Source organism: Synechococcus sp. PH41509 (assembly GCF_020514285.1).
Taxonomy (GTDB): domain Bacteria; phylum Cyanobacteriota; class Cyanobacteriia; order PCC-6307; family Cyanobiaceae; genus Parasynechococcus.
The window spans coordinates 1-25,132 of the sequence record NZ_VTLD01000020.1; the positions used below are offsets into that span (position 1 = coordinate 1).

At 53.9% G+C, this 25,132-nt stretch carries 34 protein-coding genes, 1 tRNA gene and 2 pseudogenes; 16 read left to right on the plus strand and 21 right to left on the minus strand.

Annotated elements, in window-relative coordinates:
- The coding region (locus tag FZZ88_RS12230; protein ID WP_370629771.1) for a DUF1254 domain-containing protein at nucleotides 1-112 on the minus strand (112 nt) is incomplete at its 3' end.
- A gap of 96 nt (nucleotides 113-208) precedes the next feature.
- Entirely contained in the window at nucleotides 209-445 is a 237-nt protein-coding gene (locus FZZ88_RS06440; protein WP_230332854.1) for a hypothetical protein, read from the minus strand.
- Between the two features lie 781 nt (nucleotides 446-1,226).
- Here FZZ88_RS06440 and FZZ88_RS06445 point away from each other — a divergent pair.
- Nucleotides 1,227-2,321 (plus strand): hypothetical protein, encoded by a 1,095-nt coding sequence (locus FZZ88_RS06445; protein ID WP_230332848.1) that lies wholly within the window; start codon nucleotides 1,227-1,229, stop codon nucleotides 2,319-2,321.
- A 378-nt stretch (nucleotides 2,322-2,699) separates the two neighbouring features.
- On the plus strand, nucleotides 2,700-3,119 hold the full coding sequence (locus FZZ88_RS06450; RefSeq protein ID WP_230332849.1) for a hypothetical protein: 420 nt from the start codon (nucleotides 2,700-2,702) through the stop codon (nucleotides 3,117-3,119).
- A 928-nt stretch (nucleotides 3,120-4,047) separates the two neighbouring features.
- Here FZZ88_RS06450 and FZZ88_RS12235 read toward each other — a convergent pair.
- Nucleotides 4,048-4,143, minus strand: a complete 96-nt coding sequence (locus tag FZZ88_RS12235; protein ID WP_370629769.1) for a DUF1651 domain-containing protein — start codon at nucleotides 4,141-4,143, stop codon at nucleotides 4,048-4,050.
- Nucleotides 4,106-4,357, minus strand: a complete 252-nt coding sequence (locus FZZ88_RS06455) for a hypothetical protein (protein WP_370629773.1) — start codon at nucleotides 4,355-4,357, stop codon at nucleotides 4,106-4,108. The genes FZZ88_RS12235 and FZZ88_RS06455 overlap by 38 nt, the downstream gene beginning before the upstream one ends.
- Nucleotides 4,358-4,372: 15 nt before the next feature.
- Between FZZ88_RS06455 and FZZ88_RS06460 the strand changes: the two genes are divergently transcribed.
- A complete protein-coding gene (locus FZZ88_RS06460) occupies nucleotides 4,373-4,906 on the plus strand; it encodes a hypothetical protein (protein ID WP_230332850.1) in 534 nt (177 codons plus the stop codon).
- Nucleotides 4,907-5,147: 241 nt separating this feature from the next.
- Here FZZ88_RS06460 and FZZ88_RS06465 read toward each other — a convergent pair whose 3' ends face one another.
- Nucleotides 5,148-5,291, minus strand: a complete 144-nt coding sequence (locus FZZ88_RS06465) for a hypothetical protein (RefSeq protein WP_230332851.1) — start codon at nucleotides 5,289-5,291, stop codon at nucleotides 5,148-5,150.
- A 247-nt stretch (nucleotides 5,292-5,538) separates the two neighbouring features.
- On the opposite strand from FZZ88_RS06465, the gene FZZ88_RS06470 reads away from it, so the two are divergent.
- Both FZZ88_RS06470 and FZZ88_RS06475 read left to right on the plus strand, forming a co-directional pair.
- On the plus strand, nucleotides 5,539-5,703 hold the full coding sequence (locus FZZ88_RS06470) for a hypothetical protein (protein ID WP_166018371.1): 165 nt from the start codon (nucleotides 5,539-5,541) through the stop codon (nucleotides 5,701-5,703).
- A 65-nt stretch (nucleotides 5,704-5,768) separates the two neighbouring features.
- Nucleotides 5,769-5,993, plus strand: coding sequence for a hypothetical protein (locus tag FZZ88_RS06475; RefSeq protein ID WP_166018369.1), 225 nt, complete (start codon nucleotides 5,769-5,771; stop codon nucleotides 5,991-5,993).
- A gap of 201 nt (nucleotides 5,994-6,194) precedes the next feature.
- Here the strand turns inward: FZZ88_RS06475 and FZZ88_RS06480 are convergent, their stop codons facing one another.
- From FZZ88_RS06480 to FZZ88_RS06495, 5 genes and pseudogenes are all read right to left on the minus strand, one after another.
- Nucleotides 6,195-6,893, minus strand: coding sequence for a hypothetical protein (locus FZZ88_RS06480; protein ID WP_166018367.1), 699 nt, complete (start codon nucleotides 6,891-6,893; stop codon nucleotides 6,195-6,197).
- 339 nt (nucleotides 6,894-7,232) lie between these two features.
- Nucleotides 7,233-8,177, minus strand: a pseudogene (locus FZZ88_RS06485) (carbamoyl-phosphate synthase).
- A 59-nt stretch (nucleotides 8,178-8,236) separates the two neighbouring features.
- A complete protein-coding gene (locus FZZ88_RS12240) occupies nucleotides 8,237-8,437 on the minus strand; it encodes a hypothetical protein (RefSeq protein WP_166018414.1) in 201 nt (66 codons plus the stop codon).
- A gap of 105 nt (nucleotides 8,438-8,542) precedes the next feature.
- Nucleotides 8,543-8,605: pseudogene (locus FZZ88_RS12245) on the minus strand (hypothetical protein); the annotation flags it as partial.
- A gap of 494 nt (nucleotides 8,606-9,099) precedes the next feature.
- A complete protein-coding gene (locus FZZ88_RS06495) occupies nucleotides 9,100-9,552 on the minus strand; it encodes a DUF3531 family protein (RefSeq protein ID WP_166018365.1) in 453 nt (150 codons plus the stop codon).
- Nucleotides 9,553-9,593: 41 nt separating this feature from the next.
- Here FZZ88_RS06495 and FZZ88_RS06500 point away from each other — a divergent pair, with 41 nt between their 5' ends.
- Together FZZ88_RS06500 and hslO are read left to right on the plus strand one after the other, a co-directional pair.
- Nucleotides 9,594-10,232, plus strand: a complete 639-nt coding sequence (locus FZZ88_RS06500) for an ABC transporter ATP-binding protein (protein ID WP_166018363.1) — start codon at nucleotides 9,594-9,596, stop codon at nucleotides 10,230-10,232.
- Nucleotides 10,233-10,246: 14 nt separating this feature from the next.
- Nucleotides 10,247-11,164, plus strand: a complete 918-nt coding sequence (hslO, locus tag FZZ88_RS06505) for an Hsp33 family molecular chaperone HslO (RefSeq protein ID WP_166018361.1) — start codon at nucleotides 10,247-10,249, stop codon at nucleotides 11,162-11,164.
- A gap of 3 nt (nucleotides 11,165-11,167) precedes the next feature.
- On the opposite strand, the gene FZZ88_RS06510 is transcribed toward hslO, so the two are convergent.
- The 4 genes from FZZ88_RS06510 to FZZ88_RS06525 form a co-directional block, all read right to left on the minus strand.
- Complete coding sequence (locus FZZ88_RS06510) at nucleotides 11,168-11,863, minus strand: CPP1-like family protein (protein WP_166018359.1); 696 nt, start codon at nucleotides 11,861-11,863, stop codon at nucleotides 11,168-11,170.
- 41 nt (nucleotides 11,864-11,904) lie between these two features.
- A complete protein-coding gene (locus tag FZZ88_RS06515; protein WP_166018412.1) occupies nucleotides 11,905-12,126 on the minus strand; it encodes a hypothetical protein in 222 nt (73 codons plus the stop codon).
- A gap of 84 nt (nucleotides 12,127-12,210) precedes the next feature.
- Nucleotides 12,211-13,857 carry a peptide chain release factor 3 gene (locus tag FZZ88_RS06520; RefSeq protein ID WP_166018357.1) on the minus strand — a complete coding sequence of 549 codons (1,647 nt, stop codon included), beginning with the start codon at nucleotides 13,855-13,857 and terminating at the stop codon, nucleotides 12,211-12,213.
- A 6-nt stretch (nucleotides 13,858-13,863) separates the two neighbouring features.
- On the minus strand, nucleotides 13,864-14,544 hold the full coding sequence (locus FZZ88_RS06525; protein ID WP_166018410.1) for a trans-aconitate 2-methyltransferase: 681 nt from the start codon (nucleotides 14,542-14,544) through the stop codon (nucleotides 13,864-13,866).
- A gap of 118 nt (nucleotides 14,545-14,662) precedes the next feature.
- On the opposite strand from FZZ88_RS06525, the gene nrdJ reads away from it, so the two are divergent.
- The 3 genes from nrdJ (at nucleotide 14,663) to FZZ88_RS06540 (ending at nucleotide 17,675) form a co-directional block, all read left to right on the plus strand.
- The gene (gene nrdJ / locus FZZ88_RS06530) at nucleotides 14,663-16,993 is read left to right on the plus strand and encodes a ribonucleoside-triphosphate reductase, adenosylcobalamin-dependent (protein WP_166018355.1); all 2,331 of its coding nucleotides are present in this window, start codon (nucleotides 14,663-14,665) and stop codon (nucleotides 16,991-16,993) included.
- 58 nt (nucleotides 16,994-17,051) lie between these two features.
- Nucleotides 17,052-17,138 (plus strand) — tRNA-Ser (locus FZZ88_RS06535).
- Nucleotides 17,139-17,378: 240 nt separating this feature from the next.
- Nucleotides 17,379-17,675 carry a DUF3104 domain-containing protein gene (locus tag FZZ88_RS06540; RefSeq protein WP_166018353.1) on the plus strand — a complete coding sequence of 99 codons (297 nt, stop codon included), beginning with the start codon at nucleotides 17,379-17,381 and terminating at the stop codon, nucleotides 17,673-17,675.
- 2 nt (nucleotides 17,676-17,677) lie between these two features.
- Here FZZ88_RS06540 and FZZ88_RS06545 read toward each other — a convergent pair whose 3' ends face one another.
- The gene (locus FZZ88_RS06545) at nucleotides 17,678-17,944 is read right to left on the minus strand and encodes a hypothetical protein (RefSeq protein WP_166018351.1); all 267 of its coding nucleotides are present in this window, start codon (nucleotides 17,942-17,944) and stop codon (nucleotides 17,678-17,680) included.
- Between FZZ88_RS06545 and FZZ88_RS06550 the strand changes: the two genes are divergently transcribed.
- Nucleotides 17,939-18,124, plus strand: coding sequence for a hypothetical protein (locus tag FZZ88_RS06550; RefSeq protein ID WP_166018116.1), 186 nt, complete (start codon nucleotides 17,939-17,941; stop codon nucleotides 18,122-18,124). The two genes, FZZ88_RS06545 and FZZ88_RS06550, sit on opposite strands and share 6 nt — an antisense overlap.
- An 829-nt stretch (nucleotides 18,125-18,953) precedes the next feature.
- On the opposite strand, the gene FZZ88_RS06555 is transcribed toward FZZ88_RS06550, so the two are convergent.
- The gene (locus FZZ88_RS06555; protein WP_166018349.1) at nucleotides 18,954-19,343 is read right to left on the minus strand and encodes a hypothetical protein; all 390 of its coding nucleotides are present in this window, start codon (nucleotides 19,341-19,343) and stop codon (nucleotides 18,954-18,956) included.
- A gap of 858 nt (nucleotides 19,344-20,201) precedes the next feature.
- Here FZZ88_RS06555 and FZZ88_RS06560 point away from each other — a divergent pair.
- A complete protein-coding gene (locus FZZ88_RS06560) occupies nucleotides 20,202-20,438 on the plus strand; it encodes a hypothetical protein (protein ID WP_166018347.1) in 237 nt (78 codons plus the stop codon).
- 17 nt (nucleotides 20,439-20,455) lie between these two features.
- Nucleotides 20,456-20,857, plus strand: a complete 402-nt coding sequence (locus FZZ88_RS06565) for a hypothetical protein (protein ID WP_166018345.1) — start codon at nucleotides 20,456-20,458, stop codon at nucleotides 20,855-20,857.
- On the opposite strand, the gene FZZ88_RS06570 is transcribed toward FZZ88_RS06565, so the two are convergent.
- The 4 genes from FZZ88_RS06570 to FZZ88_RS06585 all read right to left on the minus strand — a co-directional run bounded on the left by FZZ88_RS06570 (nucleotide 20,841) and on the right by FZZ88_RS06585 (nucleotide 22,912).
- Complete coding sequence (locus tag FZZ88_RS06570; RefSeq protein ID WP_166018343.1) at nucleotides 20,841-21,308, minus strand: HIT family protein; 468 nt, start codon at nucleotides 21,306-21,308, stop codon at nucleotides 20,841-20,843. The genes FZZ88_RS06565 and FZZ88_RS06570 overlap by 17 nt on opposite strands.
- Nucleotides 21,309-21,319: 11 nt before the next feature.
- A complete protein-coding gene (locus tag FZZ88_RS06575) occupies nucleotides 21,320-21,607 on the minus strand; it encodes a hypothetical protein (protein WP_166018341.1) in 288 nt (95 codons plus the stop codon).
- A gap of 67 nt (nucleotides 21,608-21,674) precedes the next feature.
- Entirely contained in the window at nucleotides 21,675-22,370 is a 696-nt protein-coding gene (locus FZZ88_RS06580) for an SDR family NAD(P)-dependent oxidoreductase (protein ID WP_166018339.1), read from the minus strand.
- Complete coding sequence (locus FZZ88_RS06585) at nucleotides 22,370-22,912, minus strand: TIGR00730 family Rossman fold protein (RefSeq protein WP_166018337.1); 543 nt, start codon at nucleotides 22,910-22,912, stop codon at nucleotides 22,370-22,372. The genes FZZ88_RS06580 and FZZ88_RS06585 overlap by 1 nt, the downstream gene beginning before the upstream one ends.
- On the opposite strand from FZZ88_RS06585, the gene FZZ88_RS06590 reads away from it, so the two are divergent.
- Both FZZ88_RS06590 and FZZ88_RS06595 read left to right on the plus strand, forming a co-directional pair.
- Nucleotides 22,907-23,812, plus strand: coding sequence for an SdiA-regulated domain-containing protein (locus FZZ88_RS06590; protein ID WP_226423747.1), 906 nt, complete (start codon nucleotides 22,907-22,909; stop codon nucleotides 23,810-23,812). The genes FZZ88_RS06585 and FZZ88_RS06590 overlap by 6 nt on opposite strands.
- Nucleotides 23,799-24,746 carry an SDR family NAD(P)-dependent oxidoreductase gene (locus tag FZZ88_RS06595; protein ID WP_166018335.1) on the plus strand — a complete coding sequence of 316 codons (948 nt, stop codon included), beginning with the start codon at nucleotides 23,799-23,801 and terminating at the stop codon, nucleotides 24,744-24,746. Before FZZ88_RS06590 ends, FZZ88_RS06595 begins: the two co-directional genes overlap by 14 nt.
- On the opposite strand, the gene FZZ88_RS12250 is transcribed toward FZZ88_RS06595, so the two are convergent.
- Nucleotides 24,641-24,931 carry a DUF389 domain-containing protein gene (locus FZZ88_RS12250; protein ID WP_370629772.1) on the minus strand — a complete coding sequence of 97 codons (291 nt, stop codon included), beginning with the start codon at nucleotides 24,929-24,931 and terminating at the stop codon, nucleotides 24,641-24,643. The genes FZZ88_RS06595 and FZZ88_RS12250 overlap by 106 nt on opposite strands.
- Here FZZ88_RS12250 and FZZ88_RS12255 point away from each other — a divergent pair.
- On the plus strand, nucleotides 24,840-25,052 hold the full coding sequence (locus FZZ88_RS12255; protein WP_370520039.1) for a hypothetical protein: 213 nt from the start codon (nucleotides 24,840-24,842) through the stop codon (nucleotides 25,050-25,052). The genes FZZ88_RS12250 and FZZ88_RS12255 overlap by 92 nt on opposite strands.
- Nucleotides 25,053-25,132 lie beyond the last annotated feature (80 nt).

Here is a 25,132-nt window from a genome sequence, read left to right on the forward strand (position 1 = left end):
CTGGGATTGACAAGTCAAGAACAACCATTGAATACAACGTATCGAAATTCGCTCTTAATATAGTTTTATCTTTTGGATCCATAGCCTTGCGGAGATGCATGAAAACACCCATGCCATCTGAACATGTTGCTTTAGCAATTTTTTTCAACGTAATCACCAAGGATTACTTCCGTTTCGGCAAATGCATAGTTGTCTGTATTAACAACGGCTATTGTTGAACTTTCTTTTTTAAAGGCAGGCTTGATATCAGAGCAATTTGAAGGCGCACTGCCTGCAAAACAGGAGCATTGGCGCTCATTGCCAATGAAGCTCCAATGGAAGTGCAAGACAAGCAGCAGACGCAATAAGGCCCTTTTTGATTTTCAATTTCATCTACTTTGTTTTGCTCACCCAAGTGTTCTAAGCACAAAACCCACTTTTGCCAATAAAGCTTGGTCAGCGGCAACTGCCCAATTGCTCCAGCTAGGGATTGGTGGCGCGGTCCTTATTCGGCATGGGGTGGAGTTGGCCACCACCCGGCTGGATGTCCACAACGATGTCCACGGCCTCGGGATGTCCACCGGGATGTCCAGGGACCCCTGAGCATTAGGAAAGGCGATCGCTGAGATCACCTGTCCTGGAATGGTTGAGGGGGCCTTCCAGCCCCCATGAGTCATTTGGGTGATGTAAACCATTCAGACCCTGTGGGGGCAAGAGGTTTACGCTAAAACTATTGTTAGCACTGTAGTCAGCGAAAGTCTGCGGTTGACTGCGACAGCCCGCGTCAGTAGTTTTGTCCTAAGAAATGTCTAGATCAGGTTGGCTGCTTCCTGGGAAGCCGGATTCAAGAACGCTGTCAGGACAGGGCGCCCTGGTTGGAACGTGGCCAATAACAACGGTCGTATGCAGCTCAAGCTGCGTGGCAAACACCTCGGTATCCCAAACCAGTCCACCAACCTCCCTTACCCCTGGGAGTCGTCCCACATGCAGGACGCTCTCCTGCTGCCAGTCCGGCGAGAACAGCGAATATCGCCAGCCAGATCAAAAGGCTCTAGACGAGCAGTTGCTCTGTTGATTTGGTCAGAACTGACAATCTATTGAGTCAACTATTAGGAATTAGATTCAAATCATTGTGATTATTATTTGATCGAATGGCGTTCATTTGTGAGGCCCTTAAGTTTCATTAAGAATACTCTTGACTCAAAGCCAAAATTTGCTACTACTACAATGAAAATGTGTAATTTGTCATGTCTATCGATAATGGCTTAGTTACTGACTGGTCAGACGAACAAATAAATAACGTTTTAGATTTCCAAGTTCAATCTGATAATGAAACTGTTTATTGGACTATGCCCACCTACGCGCCTCCTTCGGGCTATGAGGATTATAGAAATATAATTACAAGCACTATTGAAAGAATTGACGCACTGATAGACCTAGATTTTGTATATACTGATAATTTAGGGATATCAGTTCTAAATATTTATACTACAACTCAGCAGCCCGGTAATCCTGATATGGGCCTTTTCTCTCCAGAACCAACTTTTGCAAGGATTGATAATTATATCAGCACATCAGCAACAAGCCAGTCAAATACAAATACTTTTGTACATGAATTTGGGCATTATCTTGGGCTTGATGATATTGGCTGGGATAATCGATACGATCAGGTCGATTCGCTAATGTCTTACAATTCATCTTCTATCTTTCCAGGTGATTATCGGACATGGTATTCAGCTAATGATTTGGACCTTTTCTTTGATATTTGGGGGCTGGAGGATGATGAAAATTTTAACGAAATAGAAGGCGATTCTTCTGATGACTCACTTATTGGATCATCTTCTACCCATGATTTCTTGGTCGCGTATGATGGAAACGATTATCTTCGCGGAAATCAAGGCAAGGATAAATTGTTTGGCGGTGGTGGTAATGACGAGTTAAGAGCAGGAAACGGACGCGATGTGCTTACAGGAGGCGAAGGTAGTGATTCGCTTTACGGTGGATTTGGTCTTAATACGTTTGCAGAATCTCTTGATGGAGAAATAGATTCGCTTTATCTAAAGAGTGACCAATGGGCTTATAATTGGCTATATGATCAAGCTGGAAATAGTCCAAACGGTGAGAAGGCTGACAAAATTGAAATTCTTGACGCAGTTGATAAAATTTACATTCAAGGTGTCGAAACAGGCGCCCTTAGTTTTCAAAATGTGTCTCATTCCAGCAATTTGGGCGAGACTCTCGACGGAATTGGAATCTTCGCATCAGGCTATTTGGAGGCGGTTTATGTTGGAGGTAATTTGAGCATTTCTCAATTGAATTCGATGACCCAAGGGATTCTGTAATGCAATATAATGTTTTCAATAATAAGGATTCCTGCCCACCAAAATCAAAATATTTAATGCGGCACGAAAGATACCTTTGCACCAGCATTAATTAAAACGGAGTCCAGATCGCCGAGGGCAGATGGGAGGAGCAGGAAGGCGACGCAACTGATTTGACAGTCGCAACCTGATTACGACGCTTCACCGGCCCCTTGCGCCCCAGTGGATCTGGGGGCCTTCTTTCGCAATTTCAAAGGGCCGCTACTGGCCTCGTTGCGGGATATCTACTGGGACTCTCAAGCTGATCTGATTTCTCAACGCCGGTAGTGGTGGTTGGAGTGACCACGGAAGCCCTTCAGATCAGCGCACTGGAGGGGAGCAGATCGCCACACTGACGAGATGAAACGACTCCTGTTGCTCCTGTCACTACTGGTCGCGACACCTGCGATGGCAGACCTAGGTCCAGCAGACACACCAATCAAAGGTGAAACCTTTGTTGATCGCTACACCGCCTACACAGTCCCAGTACTTGATGCCTACTGCGCTCAGTGGAGGAACAAATGCACCGTTGAAATCACAGACGAGCACTTGATAGTTGATGGACAACACAAGGTCTATAAGGATCAACTGATCAAGACTTGGTACTACCTATTGAGTGGACGCGGCCCGTACTTCTATGTGGCCTATCAAAAAGACGATGGGGCAAGAGGAACAGCCCAATTCATCTTCACTAACGCAACTGCAGCAGGTGAGTTCTACAACCGCCTCCAGTTGCTCATGACCTCATGGCCAGATTCAATTCCTGCTGAACTGGACTGATCACCGCACAGGCGGAGGGCAGCATCGCCAGCCTATTCTAAGCATATGAACAAGCCTTGCGGAACCTTATGTCGTGGCAATTGGTGGTAGACCGCCTCTGCCAAGAGCCCCACATCCTCCGATGACAGTGGACAGGACTGATCAGAAGCTCAATAGAAAGACCCTGCTGATTGTTGTCTGGGCGTCCCTACTGCTATTCACCTTGTTCTCAGGCTCAATTGCTGGCTGACCCTGATGGCAAAGAATAAAAAACCAAAGAGAGCAACCCTCTTGGTCGTAGCACTTTTCTTATCTCTACTAACTTTGTTGTTTGAATCCTTCTGAGTGACTTTCAACGCACAGTAGGAGGGCAGCGTCTCCAGCTGGCAATCAGCCTTTATGGGTCACCACTGATCCAGAAACAGGATCTGTGACACCAAGCTCTGGAGATAGCTCCTCAAAGAAATCACGGACCTTGTTCAGGCGCTCAATCATTTGAGGACGGGCAATGACCAAGCTTTCTTCGCTTTCCCATAGGCCTACTAAGCAGTAGCTACGCTATCTGTCTTTCCCCAATAGGCATCCAACATACCCTCTGGATTGACCCATTCCTCAGTCTCTGCGATGAATTTTTCCTCGCAACCCTCCTTACAAAGCACACCGACGTTGTTGAGATAAGCAGCAGCCACTAGAGGGAAGCATCTGCAGTCACCCTTACAGGAGAAGTTGCATTGAGTGGTGATCTAACGCACAGGCGGGGCGCAGCGCCTTCAGCCGTTTTTTTCTTTTGGCAACAGAAAGCTGAGGTTGGTATCGAATCGCTCTGAATCGACTCGCGTCACTGGGGTATTTGAGGTGCGTCCCGTTCTGGATGGGCTCCGGACGGGACGCGGACCCATGTCAGCGGCAACTGCTGGGTCCGTCTGTCTTAGCGAAAATCGATTGCTCTTCAGCACACAGGCGGGGGACAGCGCCTCCGGCCCGCCTTCTGCATCGTCTGCCAAGCCTCAATCGCGTTGTGCCGCAGCATCCGCCGCCGAGTCATCAGTCATCGGCTGTGGTGGGCGGGGCGGAACGTAGCTGTAGGTCCTGATGGCTATCCACTGCGCATGCACGGTCGCCGTATCGGGCTTGAAGTGGCAGAGCTTCTGCTGCTGCTCGGAATACAGCCACCCTTCACCACCAGCCTTTTCTGGCGACTCGTGAAAGCTGCGGTCCTTGTTTGGCATACCTGAAGTAGTAGCCAGACTGGGTGGCATGCCGAGGCTTGTGAGATGAAACGGCTTTTGCTGCTCCTGCCGATGCTCTTGCTGGCTGCTTGTGAACCCGCCGCAGAACCGACAGCCGCTGAGGTGGCAGAGAAGCTTCAAGTGCAAATCAACGAACTTCTCGAAGAGGTGGACAAGAGCCTCGAGAAGGTCGCAGACCTTGACCTTGATGGCTTGTGCGCCAACAGCGGCAGGATCACCGCAGGGATGGATTTGCTTGTTCCTCGATACCGAGCATTTGCAGTCCTGATGGAGGAACTAGGAGATATGCAGCAAGCCTTACTGGCAGGTGGAGCAGCCAATCAGTTCGCAGTGGATGTCCAAAAAATCAGACGCGACTGCGCCACTAGGGTCGCAGCACCTCCAGCTCAATCCCAGCCCGCAGAAAATCAATCGACTGACAAAACAGCCTCTGACGTTGAAGATCTGGCCCCTGTGACCACTGCGGTGGAGAACCCCTTAGGAGCATCTACTGCTTCTGACTCAACCTCTCCCAGTACAACTCCCCAATCTCAAGGAGTAATTGTGGTTCCGCAATAAGCACAACAATCGAGCCCTAAAAACTCAGGCGAAGAGCAGGCGCTAGCTGTCCTCAGCCAGCTCAATCACGATGCGCCTAAGGAAAACGCTGTCTACTCGCCACTGGCATAAGCCCTGCAAAGTCTTCTGCAACCCATCAACGTCAAGCAGGGGTCTGGGCATACGTCGGCGACCGTGCCAATCAGCACGGGCCAGGAATGGGTGCACTGTTCCGCCGGGAGGACCCGCAAAGTCAGTTACGTCACAGCCGCGAACGGTGGACTCGGCGCCCCGTGCGTAAGTGATCCCCAGCCCGCACATCCAATCGAGCTGGCAGATGGCAGCCGCAACCGCACCAGGACTCCGCTGCGCTAGGAAACAGGGCAATGCGGGCGTCGCGAGTCATGGGTCAGTCGTGGCTGCCTTGAGTGTTCCCCACTGTTGCGCTGGTGATGCAGTGGCAACGCAAGACAGGCGTTTTGGCCTGTTATGTGCCATGTCTCGTTACCGCCCAAAGCCAGACGAACACTCGGAGAAACCAGGTACATAGCAGCGAACTTCTCGTTTCGCGTGTTCGGTCCCTTGGCGGTTTTCACCGTCACGGCCAGGTCTGTTGGCTGGCGATGGTTGTTTCGTCTTCAATTCAGCCTCAAATGTCTCCCGAAGTTCGTAACTGGGCCATCGTCGCCAAGGCAATGGAAGCAGCTGGTGCCACATCAAGTCAGATGTATGTCCGCGCCAAAGCATTGGCACAAGGCAAGCTCGACCCCATGCCCACCAGCGCCCCTGAAGCTCCATACAGCATTTCTGCAGCCTGAGTCATCACCGACTGATCAGCAGCCTTGCCATATCAGCAGGGCTGTAACTCCTTTACTTATCTCTAATGACCAATCATCACTTGTCAGTTGAGCAAAGGTTTCATTTGGAAGCAGCCTTTAGAGAGATCGATGGCTGCGAGGACATTGAAAAGCTCCGTGCTCTTACGAAGCAGATCATTACTGCACAGGAGAATGAAAAGGCATTTGCTCGCGAAGCGATGCAGCAGATCCGCAAGGAGATGGAAGCATCTGCCCAGCAGCGGTTCGGATTCAACTGGGGCCAGAAGTAAAAGCTTGGATTCGCTTGATCAAGTCAGTGACTTTCGCCAGCTTCCTTGGTGGTCCATGTAAAAAACCCCGCCATTGCTGACGGGGTGAAGTGTGTGAGGTTTTGTCGGGAGATGGATAGCGACAATCACAACGCCCCCTGCTTTTCCCTGCGGGTCTTGTATGGCTTTCAGTCCGAAGACCTCAGGCTTCCCGACATAGTTTTACTTAAAGCCTCCTAGTCGAATGCGTTCTTTCTCCGCCATAGCAGGGTTTGCTTCTGCCCAAGCCTTTACATTAGGATTTGCTTTTAGATATTCCTGCCAATTACAGCCATAGTCAGTTAGAGGGTCTTTGCAATCCATAACTGGTTGTATAGGCTTTGGTCGGCGGGATGGAGGCTGTGCTCTTGGCGCCTCAATCTTTATTGAAGGACCAATTGGTCGTAAAACGTCCTCAATCCATACCTGCAAATCTCGTTCAAACTCTCTTGCCCTGTCTGTTGCACCAGTCGACAAATATCTGGGCATGAAAGTAATTAACGCAGATCTCTTGCTACCTTCATCATTATCGTAAGTTATCGTGAAAGCAATATCATATTGATTTTCGAAGCAACTAGTAATAAACGGCATCAAAATTGCCCTTTGAGTGCATACACGATTTCTAACAACATTGACAAACTGATCCCTGTAAATTCCACCCATATTATTGACAACTAGCTTCCCATTTTTGAAGCTTACTGTGCATTTATCTTTATCAGCACCACATCTGGCTTTGTAAGTGCGACCTGTCGTCGTTTCACCTGATGGACCAGTAATGTCGGCACCCCCGAGGTCTGCTGTTGCAGGATTGGCGGAAACAAACGAAGCACCTAGCGCTGCAGCAAAGCCAGCAGTCACGAGCTTTTCGAGTTTCAGGTTCATTTGATTCCTGTGTGTTGTGGGACTCTCGATCCGTGAACACACCATCGCCGTTCCAGCTGGGAAACACCTCCCCCGTCTGAGGGATTTGTTAAGGCAATCTTCTCCCCCAACTGGGAAGGCAATAAAAAACCCCGCCATTGCTGACGGGGCTAAATGCAAAATAGTGCGAGGCATTGGAGGCTAATTTATTGGCTTACTGGTGTGACTGAAGAAATAAAAAGCCCCTGTGGTCGCATGGGCATTTAGGTTAAGTTCACCCAACATGTTTCATTCAGACCCCCCTCCACTCTTTACCCAGTGGCCTTCAATATTCGAATCAGGCATTAATTCTTTAGAACCTTACATAAAACCATGACAGTGGCCTTTTCCTCCACTCCAACAATCGTGCACCCTCACATCTCTGTTGCTTGGAGTTGATGTTAAGGCATTGATTACGGGTAGCTGTTGAACCGCTTTGCGCTGCGTTGTTGTGCTTGCACCACCAAAGCGAACTTTAATATCAGCTGAAACTCTGGTGTCGAATGCTTCGTCGTAGGAGACATTCACACCAGCCGTTAAACCGTTGCTGATCTCATAGGCCAAGCGTCCACGCACACCAGAACCATCAACTTCTTCTTGATCACGATGTTGGTAGTAATAACCAGCTGATGCTTTTAAAACTGGAGTAATGAAATAACCAACATCCAATCCATAGGTGTTCATTGCCCCACCGTAATAGACGCTATTGAGTCTCTGCTCGACATCACCCACAGGGATCAGTCCATAGCCGTTCAAGGTCCAGCTGTTTGAGACTGCTTCTGCATTCAGTGCAATCTGCTGGAAGCCGACGGTTTTCTTGTTGGTGACGTTCACGCCTGTATCGGCATTGCCAGATTTCAGTGAACGACTGTCGTAACCAGCATTCAGCCCATACATCCAGCTGCGGGCTCCATTCAGCCAGCGCTAGCCAAGGCGTGTGGAGGTGGAGAAGCCACCAGCGACATCGGTGTTGATGATGCTGCTCTCACCATCGCGGTCACCGAAGTGGGCGTTGACCAAGGCATCGAGATACCAAACGCTGTTGTCTCCAACAGACAGGGGAAGGAACCCGCCAATACCTGCTTGGTTCGGTGTTCCTGCTCCCTGCAGTGCGCCCTGGAAGCCAATGGTCGGCTTGACCACATCCTTGAGGCTGATACTCATCACATCCCCAAGGTCTTCTGCGGTGCCGTCCTGTGCCTTGGTGGGCAACGGAGCGAGAGCTATGGCAGAAGCCAGAAGCCCAACGGAAAGACGGCGGAGCATCGGACAGGTTCGATTCCGGAAATGATGCCGTCGATGTGGTCAGTCGTCACGTAGTGCTGTTACCCAGCCTCAGGAGCCCAGCCCATTTCCTTCTGCCAGGTGGGTGCCCAGAGCTTGCACCGCTTCTTTAGGTGCTGTCCTTGCTGCAGCTGTTTCTGCCTGAGGTTGCAGCCAACCATCGTGTGGCAGTGCTGGTCGACGCCGTAGGTGAAGTGCTGGCAGGTTTTCAGCAGAAATCTCTGAACCCGCTTTACGTACACACCAGGACGCTGATTCCCCCCATACCCCTTCGTTCTAGGGCTCAGCAGAAGCTTCCAGAAAGGGGCCACTTGTTGCCAGCCCACGCGATGCAACTCCTTCCAGAGCTGTTCTGCAGCGTCCCAGCACAGGTGAACACGTGTCTTGAGTAGTGATGGCTCAACAGGGATTGGGCCACCCTATTGAGAATGACTGGCTGTCTAACTGCTGGTCTAATTGATAGGAAGGCCATGACTGGGTTTCTCTGGTTCCAAGAGAACTGGGTAGCGCGATAGATCGCTCATTGAGCCACATTTAAAGGGTTGAACAGGGTCAGCGCCGCTATCGCTTGCTCCTTATGTTTCTCATACATCTGTCAAGTTTTCCTTTTCCAGCCAATCACAAAATTATCAATTTAAACTAATTAGAAATGTACATCCACTACAAGCCACAAGTAAAGATTAAAGATGGTGCAGCAACACTGGACTACAAGTCACTGACTCAGCTTGCACTTGCCACTCCTGTCCCAAGTCCTCAGGGTCAGAAGAGGCGCAACGAGCTTCTTCAGTCAAAGCTCCACCAAGCCTGATCCGCGATCTGAGTTCGGCCTATGAGAAGGTCAACTGATGGACAAAACCTTGAACAGAGTCGGGCTTGTCTAACTTTTGTCTAACTACTGTAACTACTAAGAACCCTGTCCTGGAAAGACAGAATCGGGATGCTCTTCCACGGGCCAATTTTCGTTGATCCCACCGACGACAAGCTCTTCGATCTGCACCACGTCGGAATCCAACTGGCGTAGCGCATTGATCAGCACGTCAATCGCGACACCATCCGAGGTCCCGAGATCCACCCAGCAACGTCCCCATTCCTGCTGATACTCCAGTTGCCCCATGTTGTGCATCAGGGCCGGCATCGCCGACTCAGCAGCAGCATCGTCATAGGTCATCCAACTCAGATCAGCCCCTGCGTCATGGACCTGAAGGTTCTCGGCATTGAAGCCACCGAGACGTCCGATGACATACCAGCTATCGAACACACCATCGACATAATTCCGCTCCCCTTGACTGGGTGGTTCCGAGAATCGAATCCACAACCAGCAATTGAAGGGATCGACTTCACGAAAACGAATGTCCATGGGGCCATCGCGACAGCTGCATCATCGTTCAAGCTGATCAAATGCTCGAGCTATCAGGCATCACCTATGCACCCGCGACGGCTGGCGCTCGCATCCTGGACGGTGTCAGTTTTCAGACGCAAAAGGGACGACCGCTTCTGATCGCTGGAGCCAGTGGATCTGGCAAGACCTCGCTGTTGGAGATCATCAGCGGACTGGCGTCGCCAACATCCGGCAGCATCCACTGGAATGGCAGTTCCATGAAACGCCGGCAGCTTCGCTGGCTTTGCGGCATCGTCTTCCAGTTTCCGGAACGCCATTTCCTCGGCCTGAGCGTCGCTCAGGAACTGCGTCTAGGGCATCGCCGACTCGGCCATGAGCAGGAAAACAACGTGCTAGCACGCGTCGGACTCAGCCAAATCGGAACCACGACGGCTCCGGAACGACTGAGCGGCGGTCAACAACGGCGGCTCGCCCTTGCCGTTCAAATGCTCCGAGGAGCTGAAGTTTTGCTGCTGGACGAACCCACCGCAGGCTTGGATTGGTCGGTCCGTCGCGACGTGCTCGATTTACTCGCCAACCTGGCCCATCAGCAAGTGCTGATCGTGGTCACCCACGAACCTGAGCTCTTCCAGGACTGGGACTGCCAGCGACTGCGCTTGCAGGGCGGTCGGCTCGAACCGATGACTACATTGCCCTGAGCTTCCGAGAGGACATGGCCGACCGGCTGGTACGCGCAACAGCCGCTGAAGGCGGTATCCGGTTGGTCGCCGTCTCAACAACAAACATCCTGCGGGAGGCAAGGGAGCGCCATGGGCTGTCGTTCCTCACCAGCGTGATGCTCGGACGGGCCATGACTGCTGGCCTGATGCTGGCCAGTTCGATGAAGGTTCGCCACGCACGGGTGAATCTTCGTTTTGGCTCAGACGGACCGATCAAAGGCTTGATGGTGGATGCCGGTCGCAATGGAACTGTTCGCGGCTACGTCGGAGAGCCTGCTCTTGAACTCGATCCCATCAAGGACGAGACAGGCCATTTCAGCTTCAACTTCAAGGAGGCTGCTGGCACCGGCTATCTCCATGTCATGCGTGACGACGGGAAGGGTGAACCCTTCAACAGCACGGTTGAGCTGGTGAGTGGTGGCATTGGCGAGGATGTTGCCTCCTATCTGCTGCACTCCGAACAAACCCCTTCCGCCGTGTTTGTGGGGGAACAGATCAACAGCCAAGGCATCCATGCCAGTGGTGGGCTCCTGGTTCAGATCCTTCCCAAAGCTGCCGAAGAGCCGGCGTTGGTTGAGCTGATTGAACAGCGTTGCCGCGAAATTTCAGGGTTCAGTCAGCGGCTTGCCGAAAGTGGCGACCAGCTTGAGGACCTTCTTCGGGATGTTTTTCCAGACCTTGATCCCAAGCCCCTCGATGACGCCGAAGCAAGTCAGGAACTTCGTTTCTTCTGCCCCTGCAGCCGTGAACGCAGCAAGGCTGCTCTACTGCTGCTGGGCAGGCAGGAGCTCTCTGATATGCGTGACAAGGATGGAGGAGCCGAGCTGACCTGCCATTTCTGCAGCAACCGCTATGACGTCAGTGCTGAGGAACTGCAGGAGTTGATTGATGCGTTACCGGAAGCCGCCTGAGGCTTAAGCCAGAAAAAGAGCAGCAGCCCATAGCAAGAGTCCAGCCGGCAGTGCTTGGATCTGAAGAGGACTAAGCGCCAGCTGCTCGAAAGCGGTGGGAGACAGCGCCAGATTCAGCAATGAGCCCGCAGCCAAACCAATGCTCAGCACGAGCAACGTCCATCCCAGGGATGCCAGCGGGCGACGACCACGGCGGATCTGACTGAGGAACACACCGATCGTGGCCAGAGCAAGGACAAGCTGAATGCTGGCGGCAGAGATCACCAGAAGAACGACGGCGATGATCCCGGCGATGATTCGCACTGAACGTCCCTGCCCCTCCACCAGGGCCCAGTCAGGCTTGAGGCCAGAGAGAGATTGGGAGGGATCCGGCAACTTGTTGCGGAGGTTCGCAAAGACATTGGTCATCGGAACCTGGGCAGGCAGCGAGGGCAGCGATCCTGCGGATGCCTCCCGCTCAGATGCTGTTGCTGCTGCTGCACTGACTTGACCTTGCTGACGGTCGCGGAGACGTGCCATCAAGACAGCGTCATAGGCCGCTTCGATTTTGGCCCTGGCCTGATCATCTCCTGAGACTTCGGCCAGACATCGGACCTTGGCTGCTTGAACCTGCTCGAAACCAGCATCACGACTCAGGCCGAGACGGGCGAAAGGATCATCCGAGCTTGCGTCGGGACCAGATTCACCAAGGGCTGCCATCGCGTCGATCCGGTTCTTCAAGTGAGCGTATCGGGGACCGTTCAGAACAGGGGCGCACCGTGACGAAAACCTTCGCTTCGCTCTAGCCGGCTGCGGCAACTGAGGGCATCCACGCGGTTCAACCAGGAACGACGCTTGATCAACGGCATTTGTGGAGGCAGGTGGTAACCCTCGAGCATTTCCACTGATTCGTCATCGCCGCGAAAACACACGTATTCCGTGCCACCGTCAGCGTTGTTCTTCAGCAGCCAGAACGTACTCACGAGAGTTGTCGTCGCAGCACGATTCTGGCGAGCGGGACGCGCAGGTGTGGGTGAGGCGACCCACTGCGGACAACGACGCAATGGTCAAAGACTGATCGGCTCCACTCCACTCACCACCGGGGCAACACTGCTGAGTTCAAGGTCGGGATGATCCTCCTTGAGTTGGTTGAGATTCCACTCGTTCTTGAACAGCAGAACAGGACGATTCCAAGCATCGCGGACGGCTTTGCAATTGAAAATCCGACCCACCTTGTCGAGTTCGGTCCATCCTCCGTTGATCCAACGCGCGACCTGGAAACCCATTGGCTCCAGACGAGTTTCCACGCCGTATTCATTTTCGAGCCGGTGCTGAACAACCTCGAGTTGAAGTTGTCCGACAGCGGCCAAAATCGGATCCCGCTTGCTCTCATCCGTGTCGTAGAGGATCTGCACGGCCCCCTCTTCCCGAAGCTCGTTCACCCCTTTACGGAAATTTTTGAATGCCGAAGGATTGGGGTTACGCAGCCAGCTAAAAATCTCCGGACTGAAACAGGGAATGCCTTCATATTCGACTTTTGACCCCACATAAAGTGTGTCTCCAATGGAAAACATGCCGGGATTGTTGAGACCGATCACGTCTCCCGGATAAGCATCCTCGACAACGGCTCGGTCTTGACCAAAGAGCTTTTGGGGTCGGGAGAGACGAATGGCCTTGCCCGTACGGGCATGCTTCACCGTCATGTCCTTTTCGAAACGACCACTGCAGACCCGGACGAAGGCCACACGGTCGCGATGCCTTGGGTCCATGTTGGCCTGGAGCTTGAACACGAAGCCGCTGAAACCCTCCCGCAGCGGATCCACCAGGCCGTCGCTGCTGGATCGGGCGATGGGTCGTTGCGCCATCTCGAGAAAGGCATCGAGGAAAGGGCGAACCCCAAAGTTGGTCATGGCTGAGCCAAAGAACACCGGAGTGAGCTCACCGGCATGCACCATCTCAATATCAAGCTCGGCTCCAGCCGCATCCAGCAATTCCATCTCCTCAATGGCCAGGTCAAGGAGCTCGGCTTCCACCAGATCCCGCAGTTCTGGATCCTCCAAAGAAAGGCGTTGCTCGCTGGCTTGCTTACCTCGCTCAGCGCGAGTGAACAGAACCACTTCACGGCTGCGACGGTCGATCACACCGCGAAATTGCTCTCCACTGCCGATGGGCCAGTTCACGGCCCAGGGTGTCAGACCTAACTCCGACTCAATCTCATCGAGCAGGGTGAGCGGTTCCCGACCCGGTCGGTCCATCTTGTTGATGAAGGTGAAAATCGGGATCTGACGCATGCGGCAGACCTCGAACAACTTCCGGGTCTGAGGCTCGAGACCTTTGGCAGCGTCCTCAAGCATCACGGCGTTATCTGCCGCCGCCAGGGTGCGATACGTGTCTTCAGAAAAATCTTGGTGACCTGGGGTATCCAGGAGATTGATGGTGGTGGCGTCGTAATCGAACTGAAGCACCGTTGAGGTGATGGAGATCCCTCGTTGTTTCTCCAGTTCCATCCAGTCGGAGGTCACCTTGCGCTGTTCACCCCGCGCTTTCACGGCACCGGCCTGCTGAATGGCACCTCCATAGAGCAGCAATTTCTCGGTGAGTGTCGTTTTTCCCGCGTCAGGGTGGGAAATGATTGCAAAGTTGCGACGGCGATCCACCGCCGAGGCCAGAACTTCGGTCAGATCGCCATCGGTGGTCACTTGACTGCCGCTCATCGGATTTCAGGAGTCCACTAAGCCTGACACCACCAGATAACGGTCGTCCTCCGCGACCACCGCCAACTGGTCGAGACCCACAGTGCGGAGCTCCGCGGTGACCTCCTGAGGTTCGAAGGCCGCTGCCAGAGAGGCGGCGAAGTCGTGCTGCAACACCGGTGGAGCAGACGGAAGGTGTTTCAACAACAGTTGCTGGACCTCAGCAGACGACGCCGGCCGCCGAAGATCTCGATGAAAAACTCGGCAACCAGGAGCAGCCAAGCCTCGGGTGACCTTCCAAAGAAGGTCGGGTTGATGCAAGTGATGCAACAGGCTGTTGCTGACAACCAAATCAGCCTTCCCCAGAAGTGTTCCTTGCAGAACCTCCTGCAGGGTCAGACAAAGGAACGAAATGTCCACGCTTTGCCGCTGCGCCCGTTCGCGGGCCAAGACCAGCATGGCTTCTGCACCATCAATGCCAATGATTCGTGCATGAGGAAAGAGTTCGGCAAGGCGAAGCGTGATGTTGCCCGGTCCGCAACCAAGATCAACCACCAGCGGCTCGGGCGGCAAAGGTGACGTGCGATCGATGAGCTGCTGGACCCCTTCAACAGTGGCGCGATCGCCTGAACTGAAGTCTGCGGCGGCATAGGCCTGAACCTGCGCTTCACCGTTCATCAACTCAGGCTCTAAACACCGCCGCATCATTTGCTGCCGATTCAGAGGCCAGTTTGAACGGGACACTGTTGATGGTGGTGAAGAGACCTTGCTCCCACCATTGGTGGCGTTAGGGTTTCGCTACTTGTCCTTTGAGCCAGCACCGCACGTGACTCTCACCCCAAACCGTGTGGAGACCTCTGCGGGACCTGTCGCCGGATTCGGCGACTTCCCCGCAACGGCACCCGCTGCCAACCCGGTCTTCTACCGCACCTACAGCCGGAAAACCCCTGGCGGCCGCGAGAGCTGGAGCCAGGTCGGCAGCCGAAACCTGGAAGGTCTCCGTGAGCTGGGCAACCTCAATCCCGAGGAAGTTGCCCTCTTGGCACGCATGCAAGCCGAGAAGAAAGCCCTTCCCTCAGGCCGTTGGCTATGGATCGGTGGGACCAGGTGGATCGAACAGCCCGAGAACTTCTCCGGGTCATACAACTGCACCTCCACCAACCTCGTGGACTGGAAGGCCTTCAGTCTGATGATGGACCTGGCGATGATGGGCTGCGGTACTGGCGCCATCATTGAGCCGCACCTGATCGATCGGCTTCCCGTGGTGCGCAACACCCTCGAAGTCCTTAGCGTCAGCGACATCGGTATTACACCAGCAGGTGAGCGCCAGGACGCCTGCACCCACAGCATTGATGGCAACAAGGTGACCATCAAGGTGGGCGACACTCGCCGCGGCTGGGTGGACAGCTATCAGCTGATGCTCGAGCTCAGCAGCGATGAACGCTTCAACGACGATCCGATTCAGATCGTTGTCGATCTCAGCGATGTGCGCCCCGTCGGGGAAACCCTGAAAGGCTTCGGCGGCATGGCCAATCCTGTGAAGTTGAAGGATCTCTACGCTCGTGTGGCCCGCCTGCTCAACAAGGCCAAGGGACGCCGCCTGACTTCGGTGGAGTGCTGTCTACTCATCGACGAAGCCGCTGTCACAATCGTGGCCGGCAACATTCGTCGCAGTGCTGGCATGCGTCAGTTCTCTGCCGATGACTTGGCCGCTGCTTCCTCCAAGGACAACCTCTGGCAGCAAGACGAGGACGGCAACTGGCGGATCGATCCCGAGCGTGATGCGCTCCGAATGGCCAATCACACCCGCGTCTACCACACCCGTCCCAGCAAAGAGGTGGTTCACGCGGCAGTGACCAAGCAGTTCCAATCCGGGGAAGGCGCCATCCAGTTCGCCCCTGAAGCCATTGCACGCTCCAATGCCGATCTGCTCAGTACCCCTGAACTGCGCAGTGAGTTCATCGAGATTTACTGCGACCAAGGTCGCGAGGAGGCCGGTCGCTGGCTAGCCGATAACCACGGCCCCATCGGAACCGAGGAGCTAGAGCACCGCCTCAGCCGTTATGGGCTGAACCCCTGCGGTGAAATCCTCGGTGCCGACTTCCACTGCAACCTCGCCGAGGTGCATCTCAACCAGATCGACCCCAGTGATGAGGAAGGACAGGCCGACGCCTTCCGCGCTGGAGCCCTGTCGGTGGCCTGTCTGCTCAACCATCGTTTCGAGGTTGACCGTTATCGCCAGAGCCGTGAGTGGGACCCGATCGTGGGTGTCAGCTTCACGGGTCTGTTCGACTTCTTTGTGCATGCCTTCGGATCTGAATGGCTGCGCTGGTGGGAAGCCGGACGCCCTGAGACCGAGGAAGGCCTTCGCTTCAAGGAGCAGGAAGCCGCATACCTGAGCCGCTGGAAAGAGATCGTTAATCAAACGGTGTGGGACTACTGCGACCGCCAGGGCCTACGGCGTCCCAACCGCTGCACCACCGTTCAGCCTGCAGGCACGAAGAGCCTGCTCACCGGAGCAGCCCCTGGCTGGCATCCCCCCAAAGCTCAGCGCTTCATCCGTCGGATCACCTTCCGTAAGAACGATCCTGTAGCCATGGCTTGCATGGACTACGGCTACACCGTCGTGCCGTCTCAGTCCGACAAGGACGAGGACGGTCGTTTGCTGAACGATCCCTTTGATCCCCGATGCACCGAATGGTTGGTGGAGATCCCGACCGAGGTGAGCTGGGCGAATCTGCCTGGAGCTGATGTCGTGGACATCAATGGCTTTAGTGCCATGGCTCAATTCGATTTCTACATGCAGGTGCAGCGGAATTACACCGCTCACAACACCTCAGCCACGATCGAATTCAGGGAGCACGAAATTGAACCCTTGGCCGACGCTCTGCATCAGGCGATGGAGAACGGAGAGGGCTACATCTCTGCGGCACTCCTGGCCCGATTCGATGCCAATGCCACCTTCCCCCGCTTGCCTTTTGAGCCAATCGATTTGGCAACATATGAGGAGCTGCAATCAGCTGTAGTGAAGCGTCGCGTGAGCAATGATTTCTTCGAAGCGCTGCAGCGTTACGACCAGGGTGAACTGACCGAAGCCGGGCCGGCCGGCTGTGATTCCGACAAATGTCTTCTTCCTCTGGCCAAGCCTAAGAGCTGACACCTCATCACGTCCCGATACAGTTGTCAGGTGTCCTGCGGGGCACCTGACACCCTCTGGAGAGGTGGTCGAGTGGTTTATGGCTCTGGTCTTGAAAACCAGCGTGTCTTCACGGGCACCGTGGGTTCGAATCCCACCCTCTCCGCTCTAATCACAAGAAAGCTCAGTCACTGACTGGGCTTTTTTAGTGCTAGTACCCCAGCAAGTGCAGAAGCGCCTTTTGCGGTCATCCGCAACGCTTGCTTGATCGCCAGAACGAACGTCCGCTGCTCATCATCCCCACCGCGGCGACTTCACGCATCTAAGAAATTTGGCCGCTTAGCCGCTATTGCCACCAACCAGCTCCATAGCTATGAGTACACATGTACTGCGACATAGGTGAGAAATGTCAGTTGATCACAGCATCCTCAGCGTTAAAGCTGACGCTCCATTCCTGTTTGTCCGCCCTGGGCACTTTGTGATCGTCGGCGGTGACCACATCAAGCAGGGTGATTGGTGGATGGGACAGGTGATTTTCTGCGAGGGAAGTGCTCGGCACCCCAAGGTCCCATCCCTGTTCCAAGTGGCTGACGTTGATACAGGCATGATCAAGTGGATCAATGCCGACGAGGTGACGGACGTGATTTGGTCGATGGATGGGTGGCCTAGCAGCACTCCCATTGACGAAAAGCACATGGCATGAGGTCACGAGAAACGGGCCTTCTCCGACCAGCCAGAGGTTGATTGATGATGAGGTGATAGTTCACGCCCTTGCCGCTGTGGTGCTTGGTGATGTACGGCTGGCAAGCCCTTTGAAATGTTCAGGATTGAGACCGCGAGCATGAACTGAAGCCGCAAATTGACCACCGGAGAAAGAGGTCTTTCCATGCGCGGTGTCCAAACACTGATGGCCACGCCACGGATTGGCCTCAACAGCAATTCAGGAGATCCTGCAGACTCCTGCTGATGCATGGGTTGGCTGTGCTGGGTGAATCGCGTCTCAGTGCAACGGAATGGCGTTTTGCACTGACGTCATTTGCGGCCAAGGTGGCGCTTATCTGGTTGCTCGAGTTGGCGTTCTGCGAATGGGATCCGGAAAGGCGGGTTTGCGATCTGGTGGAGAAGGGTTCCCTCCCCTGCCTGATCACGTAGGCAGTTAAGGATTTTCTGCTGATCCCGCCACTCAGACGACGCTGGCACCGTTGATGGCAAGACAAGCCACCGCCTCATCTGTTATTCAACTGCTCAACCTTTGCTCAACCTTCCATCAGGAGAGTCCCCGGCGAGCAGAATTTCAACCAGAGCAGGGATTGAAAGCCTGCCGTAAAGCCAACGGACCTCGGGAAAGGGGTCTACCGAAATGCTGGTGAAGCATCAAAGAAGTGTTTGTGGTCGACGGTGATGCACCACCGGAGCGATTCGACCACGAGCACACCTTGATATGCATCGAGGTAACTTGAGATACACCACTAAATTTCTTAAGGAAGATCGGGCTTGACTCCAGCAGAAACAGAAGTCAAATCTCAGAGCTCGTCAGGCATCTCTCTACCCTGCTTCCAAGCCCACTTGGCAGCTATGGCGCAACGAAGCTGAGCCGATGAGTACGGAATTTCGTTGAAGACGGGGACAGTTTTTTCGACATTCACAAATTCCGTTCAAGTCTCGAAATGATTCCCTCCTGGATGGCCTAGGCATGGTCGACTGAGTAGAGGGACTAGGCGGTATGCAGAATCAATCCGTCAGCAGGAATAATCAGCCTTGCGGGGGGATCACAACAGAAAAAGATCTACGGAGAACTGACTGGTAAATAAAGCTTATGGGTAGGCCATCCGTGCGACTTCTGATTGCCGAAGTCATGGTCCGGAATCGCTTTTTGCGATTAGACCGTAGCGGACTCAAAAAGAGGAATAATGCCAACGGTTAACTTGAACATGGCAAAATTCAGAACGATTATGTTTTTGAGCCATGAGTTGGCTCAACACTAAAAGGCCGGACGGTCGATGCTGCTTCCGTCAAAGTCAAAGATGTAAGCCGAATCCTCGGTCACCAATTCGCGTATTTCCTGGCGGGGGATATAGAGCAACTCAGTCTTGCCGGCTTTGCAGGCTTCTGCGTGTCGGCAGTAGTAACAGGCATAGCCAGCACAGGGTTTCTCTACCCTGGGGTCTTGATCGACGCAATGCTCTTCCATCAAGGAGCGCACCAGACGACAACAGAAATGTTGCTTTTGGATTTCCATCAACGTGAAATCCCTCAATACATCTTGCATGCTGCGATTCACCGAGGCGCAATACGCTTTCAGCAAAGTGTGCTCTGATTCGGCCATTTTGACGTTGACCACCTTGTCAGCCTGAATTCCAGCCGCACCCATAGCCTCTCCAAGACTTTCAAATACACTATAACGACGATACGCTGGCGTTCAATTTCCTTTTGGGAAGCAGACCCAACTGAGCACAATCAGAGATCATTTGTCAGACAAGAAAAACGAGAAAGTCGACTGCGAATTGCTGATTAAAAACGGAATCTGTCCTGTTAAGCCTCTCAGGCAACGAAACAAATTAACCGGCGTTACCCTTGCGTCGCCAGAGCGATATTCTGGGAAGAGAGATACCTACCAGGTTCGTCATCAATTCCAATCCTTTAAGCCAAATAATTAACAAGAAGAAGTAACACAACCTTCTTGTTAATTGCTTGCAGGGCTTTGAATCGCTGCGGTCAACTCAAATCAGACCAATATCGCCAAATCAAGCTTGATCCATCACTCAAACCCAAGCTTAAACTTAAACTCAAAAGCAATCGCAACCACTGGAATTCTGAACTCCCTGATCTTGCTCTTCAATTGACATATTACTCCGGCAACATCATTGACGTGAAAACATAGACGCCGATCCAATCATTTGTCACACAGGCTTTTCATACCATCCAGAGGCAAGCTCATCTTCAATCCTGGAAATACTGCATATAACGCTGAAGAATTCATACTTGAAGATTTTTTGACATTCACAGCAGGGCGCAATTTGCCTTCAAAGCCTTATCGACACGGAGACACTTAAAGGGCGAGTCCCCCCCTGCTCAACGACACAACACGGCAGAGCCGGTCTTGGTCGAAGCGGCACGACCAAAACCCAAAACACTCCAGAGCAGCTCACAAGCCACTTGTAAGTTACCCAGCAGTTGCTTGCGAGCAACTCTTGAGCTACTCTTGGATTGATTCGGCAGCACACGGGTCATGATCAAAACCTCCACCCGCGAGACCCAGGTCAAGCTCACGGTCTCCGTTCCGCCGAGCCTTCATGTCTTGCTTCGTAGCTGGGCCTTGTGTGAAGGCCGAGAGCTCACCAGCGTTGTACTTCAGTGCGTTGAGCTCTCGGTGCGCCAACTCAAGAGCAATGGCTCCATTCCAGGTGCAGCCATCCGTGCTTACGAAGGCGCCTGTGATGAACGCTTGGCCGTGGGAGGTCTTTGATCGTGCAAATCGATCGGATGGAACAAGCTCTTCAAGCGCCGGTGATGGAAGCGGTGATTGCACTGAGCGAACGGGTGCAAACGCTTGAGGTCAATCCCGAAGGTCGAATCTTCACCGCTTATCGCGCTATTGATCAGACTCTCACCTTGGGGTATTGCGACAACATCGACGCGATCGATCAACAGCTCCGCGATCGTGATTTTGTGATCCTTGCCAGTCGCAGAGGAACGCGTCGTGAACAGCGGTTGCTGCTGCTCACCCTCAAAGAAATTGGAATCTCTGGCAGCTATAGCGAGAACTGCTTTATCGCTTCAGCCAACACATTGAGTCATCTCAAACACCTTGGCTGGCCTCTTGGCCGCTTGAATCAGAGCGTGAACCACAGCAAAACGCGCAAACGTTTCAACCCTGAGCGCTGATTAAAGAACGACAGCGTTGAACCAACGAGGCCACGGAAGCTGGATCGGACGCAGCTCGATCACCTGCGTCCATGCCCCGATACAGGTCGGCAACGGCCCAGGCCTTGGAGGCCGGTTCGTCAAGGTGACGAGGAATGAGATGCAAGTGAAGGTGCTGAGCTCCCTCGCCAAAGGCAATGGCATAAACGCGTTGGCACCCGGTGATCAGCTTCACGAGATGGCTGGCATCTCTCACTGCCCGACCCCAGTCTGAAGCCTCCGCTTCAGAGAAATCCACAGGTCCGGAACAGTGGCGTAGTGAATCAAGCAACAGCCAGCCGGGGAGGGGAGCTGGGTCAGGGTGATGGCGCAACACCCAGAGTTCAGATCGCTGAATTTCATATCGCTGTCGGGCTGCAGGGTCGGCATGCAGCTGACAAATGGCACAGGTTTCCAAAGAGCTGGTGTTCAACGGTAGACGGTTCAACGGCGCACGGCTCCACGACCGTTGCCGATCAAGCCGAAGTCAATGATGAGTCCGATCAAAACCACCAACAGACCACTAAAAGAGGAGACTCCTCCAAACGACGCCTCAGCCCAGCAATACCCAAGAGTTGTTGTGGGAAGAAACAACAGGCCAAGAACGGGAAGTACTGGATTCGGGATGCTGGTTCCACTGAATGGCTGCAGCACGAAGCTGCTGTTGATCAACCACATCAACACCAAGACAAGGCGTGGTGCAAGCAGGCCAATTGCCGCCAGAAGACACATCGCGGTTAAGACGCTGAGACATCCATAGCTCCGTCATCAGAGCAAGACAGCCTCACCAGCAGAAGATTCAGATTTCCAAGGAACAATTCATCGCTAATTCGAAGGGAACTGAAGCTTCCGGCAGCGAGAGAAGGGTGCTGGAAAGCGTCGCCAGGTCACCGGGTTGGGTCATTTCAGCCGGTTGCACCGCCGTCACCGCCCGAGCCATATCGGTGTTGACCCAACTGGGGCAGATCGCAGTCACGCGAATTCCCTGATCCCAGCCTTCATTGCGCATGCTTTGGCAAAGCGCCATCAAGGCGTATTTGCTGACGGGGTATCCCGCCATTCGACCCTTGACGCGCTTGCCACTCATCGACACCAGAACCTGAATCCGCCCATGTCCACAGGACGCCAAGAATGGCCAGCTCGCGCGAGTCAACCACCAAGGCCCCATCACATTGACGGACCAGAGTTCATCCAGGTCGCGCTCTTCGCCATTGGCAAACAGCAGCGGGGTGCGACGCAAAATCCCAGCACAGTGGATCAGGGTGTCGATCTGTCCCCACTGGTAAATGGTGGACTCCACCCAGGCTTCAGCACTCGCGGGATCCCTGGCGTCGTAGGGGTGATGTGCAACACCGTCGACATCAAGTTCGGTTCCCCTGAGTGAATCTGGATCTCGCAAGCCGAGGCTGAGACGATGGCCGTCGTCAAGGAGCCGCTTCGCGATGGACCGACCGATGCCCCGACTGGCTCCGGTGAGCAAGACAGTGCGTTGCATCAGGTCACGTTCAAGAGTCGATTGAGAAGAGATTGTGGCGTCGATGCATCCACAAGGAGAGCTCGATTTTGCATCGACATGAATCCTGTCGAGACGCTGTCATCCAGAAACCTGAGCAAGGTGTCGAAGTAGCCATTGACGTTGAGCATGCCGATCGGTTTGGCATGAAAACGAAGCTGAGCCCATGTCAGTGCCTCAAACAACTCCTCCAGCGTTCCTAGACCACCAGGCATTGCAATTACCGCATCAGCCAACTCAATCATCCGCGCTTTGCGCTCATGCATCGAGCCCACAACATCCAGACGAGTCAAGCCGGTGTGCACGACCTCATCGAGCATCAACGGCGCAGGGATCACCCCGATCACCTCCCCCCCAGAAGCCAGAGCGGCATTAGCAACAGCACCCATCAAACCAATCCGGGCACCGCCATAAACCAGGGAGATGTGCTCAGAGGCAAGCAAGGCGCCCAACTCATTCGCGGCAGCCTTGAACAAGAGAGACTCGCCACTCCGAGAGCCGCAATACACAGCGATCCGATGCATGACGCCCTTGCCGTGATCCGTCCATCTTCTCCTGCAGTGGCTGGCAGAAGCGACATCAGTGCAGACAATCGCTACCAATGGCACCTTGTGACCATGACCTCGTCTCGCCTTGAACTGCTGAGCCGCCACCGGATTCGTGACCCAGGGCTCGGCCTCAATGAACCCTCCGGGCTGACATTGAACCGTGATGGATCAGCGCTCTACACCGTCAGTGATGACACCAAGGCGATTTTCAGCCTTGACCTCAAGGGCAGGGTTTCGATCGCCGACTCGTTCTTCATCGGACTCGACGACTTAGAGGGGATTGCTATCTGCCGCGACGAACGTGAACTGCTCGTGGTGCAGGAGGCGACAAATTCACTTGTGGTGGTGGATCTCTACACCCGGCGTGAACGCTGCCGACGCCCCCTGTCAGCCATGAACAACTACGACACCATTGCTGACTATTTCCCAGATTCTCCAGACAACAATGGATTGGAGGGAATCACCGTGAACAGCAGCAACGACCATGTGTTTGTGGTCAAGGAGCAACGACCAGGTCTGTTGATCGAACTCGACCCCGCTCTCACAACCATTCTTTCAACGAGGGTGCTGCAAGCAGGCCAGGGGTTCACTCACCCCAGGCTCAAGTCCGACAAAATTGATTTTTCCGGGCTGAGTTACGACAGCAGGAATGACACGATCTGGATTGCCAGCGACAAAGGTCAGTGCCTGTTCCAATACGACTGGACACGTGATGTTGTTCTTCAGCGCCTTGATCTCACCATCAGCACTGGAGCCAAGGAAAGGCAGATCCGCAAACCCGAGGGCATTGCCTTCGATCCGCAACGGAACAGGATGTACGTCTTGAGCGATCGTGACGCTGATCTCTACGTGTTCAAAGTCCATGACGACAGCTGAGCAGCGCAGAGTCCTGATCACTGGTGCAAGCAGCGGGATCGGGCTTGAAGCAGCAAAGATCCTGCTGGCCCGTGGAGATGAGCTGACCATCCTTTGTCGTAATGCAGAACGGGCCGGTCAAACCCAAGGAGCGTTGTCTGGATCTGTTCAGACCTGTGTTGCAGATCTGGCAGACCTTGGGTCCGTCGCTAAGGCGATCGACCACCTCCGTCAGAGCCACACAACATTTGATGCGATGGTGCTCAATGCGGGGTTGCAATACGCCGGACATCGTTCACCCCGTTGGAGTCAACAAGGCATTGAACTCACCTTTGCGGTGAACCATTTGGCCCATCAACTCCTGGTTGAAAGATTGAAGGAGCACGCCCGAGCCATCGTCATCACCGGCTCTGAGGTGCACAACCCATCCACTGGAGGTGGGCGGGTTGGCCAACCTGCGGGCCTCGGCATGATGGAGGGCATTCACCAGGGGCCAGGGGCGGCCATGGTGGACGGCATAAGCCCTTTCAATGCTGATAAGGCCTACAAGGACAGCAAGCTCTGCAATCTGCTGATGGCCCAGGAGATTCATCGCCAAAGTCCTGGAGTGCCCGTGGTGGCATGGAGTCCGGGGCTGGTGATTCCACGGACATCAGGGGGGTTTTTCAGAAACAGTCGCCAAGCCAATCCCATGGGGCAGGCCTTGTTTGGATTTGTCGCCCGAGATCTATTGAGATTGACGGAAAGCGTTGAGCAGGCTGGAGGTCTTTTGGTGCGACTCATCGACGAAGAGCTCAACCAGCCTGGATTCACCTACTGGAGCAACGGGCTGCTGGGGCCCGGACGACATCAATTCAGCACAACTGAACCTTCCGAAGAAGCATCCGACAGCAACAAAGCGACGACTCTCTGGACGCTGTCGTCCAAACTGATCAAGGCGACGCTTTCAACATAAAACTGTTGTTCAGCCCCATAGAAAGACACACAGACAACAGAAGTACTGATCAAGGATGCGGTTCCAACAACCGCAATCACCCCAAAGCTGATCGTGACGGCAGAACGTCGGATCAATTTCCCGTCACTGACGGCTAAACCAAAAACCAAACTGAGGACGGGGTCCATCAGCGGGGCGACGATCATGGCTCCAATGACGACAGCCGTGCTGTTGGAGATCAACCCAAGGGTTGCGATCACCGCTGAACTGATCAGAAGAATGAAAAAGCCACGCGAAGGCTTGGATGATGCGATCCGTGCTTCGTAAGTCTCAGTACGCGGAACACGACTTTCAAGATGCACCGCCCAATGCCCCGACAAGCTCTGAAGCAAGTGCCCCAGAGCCTT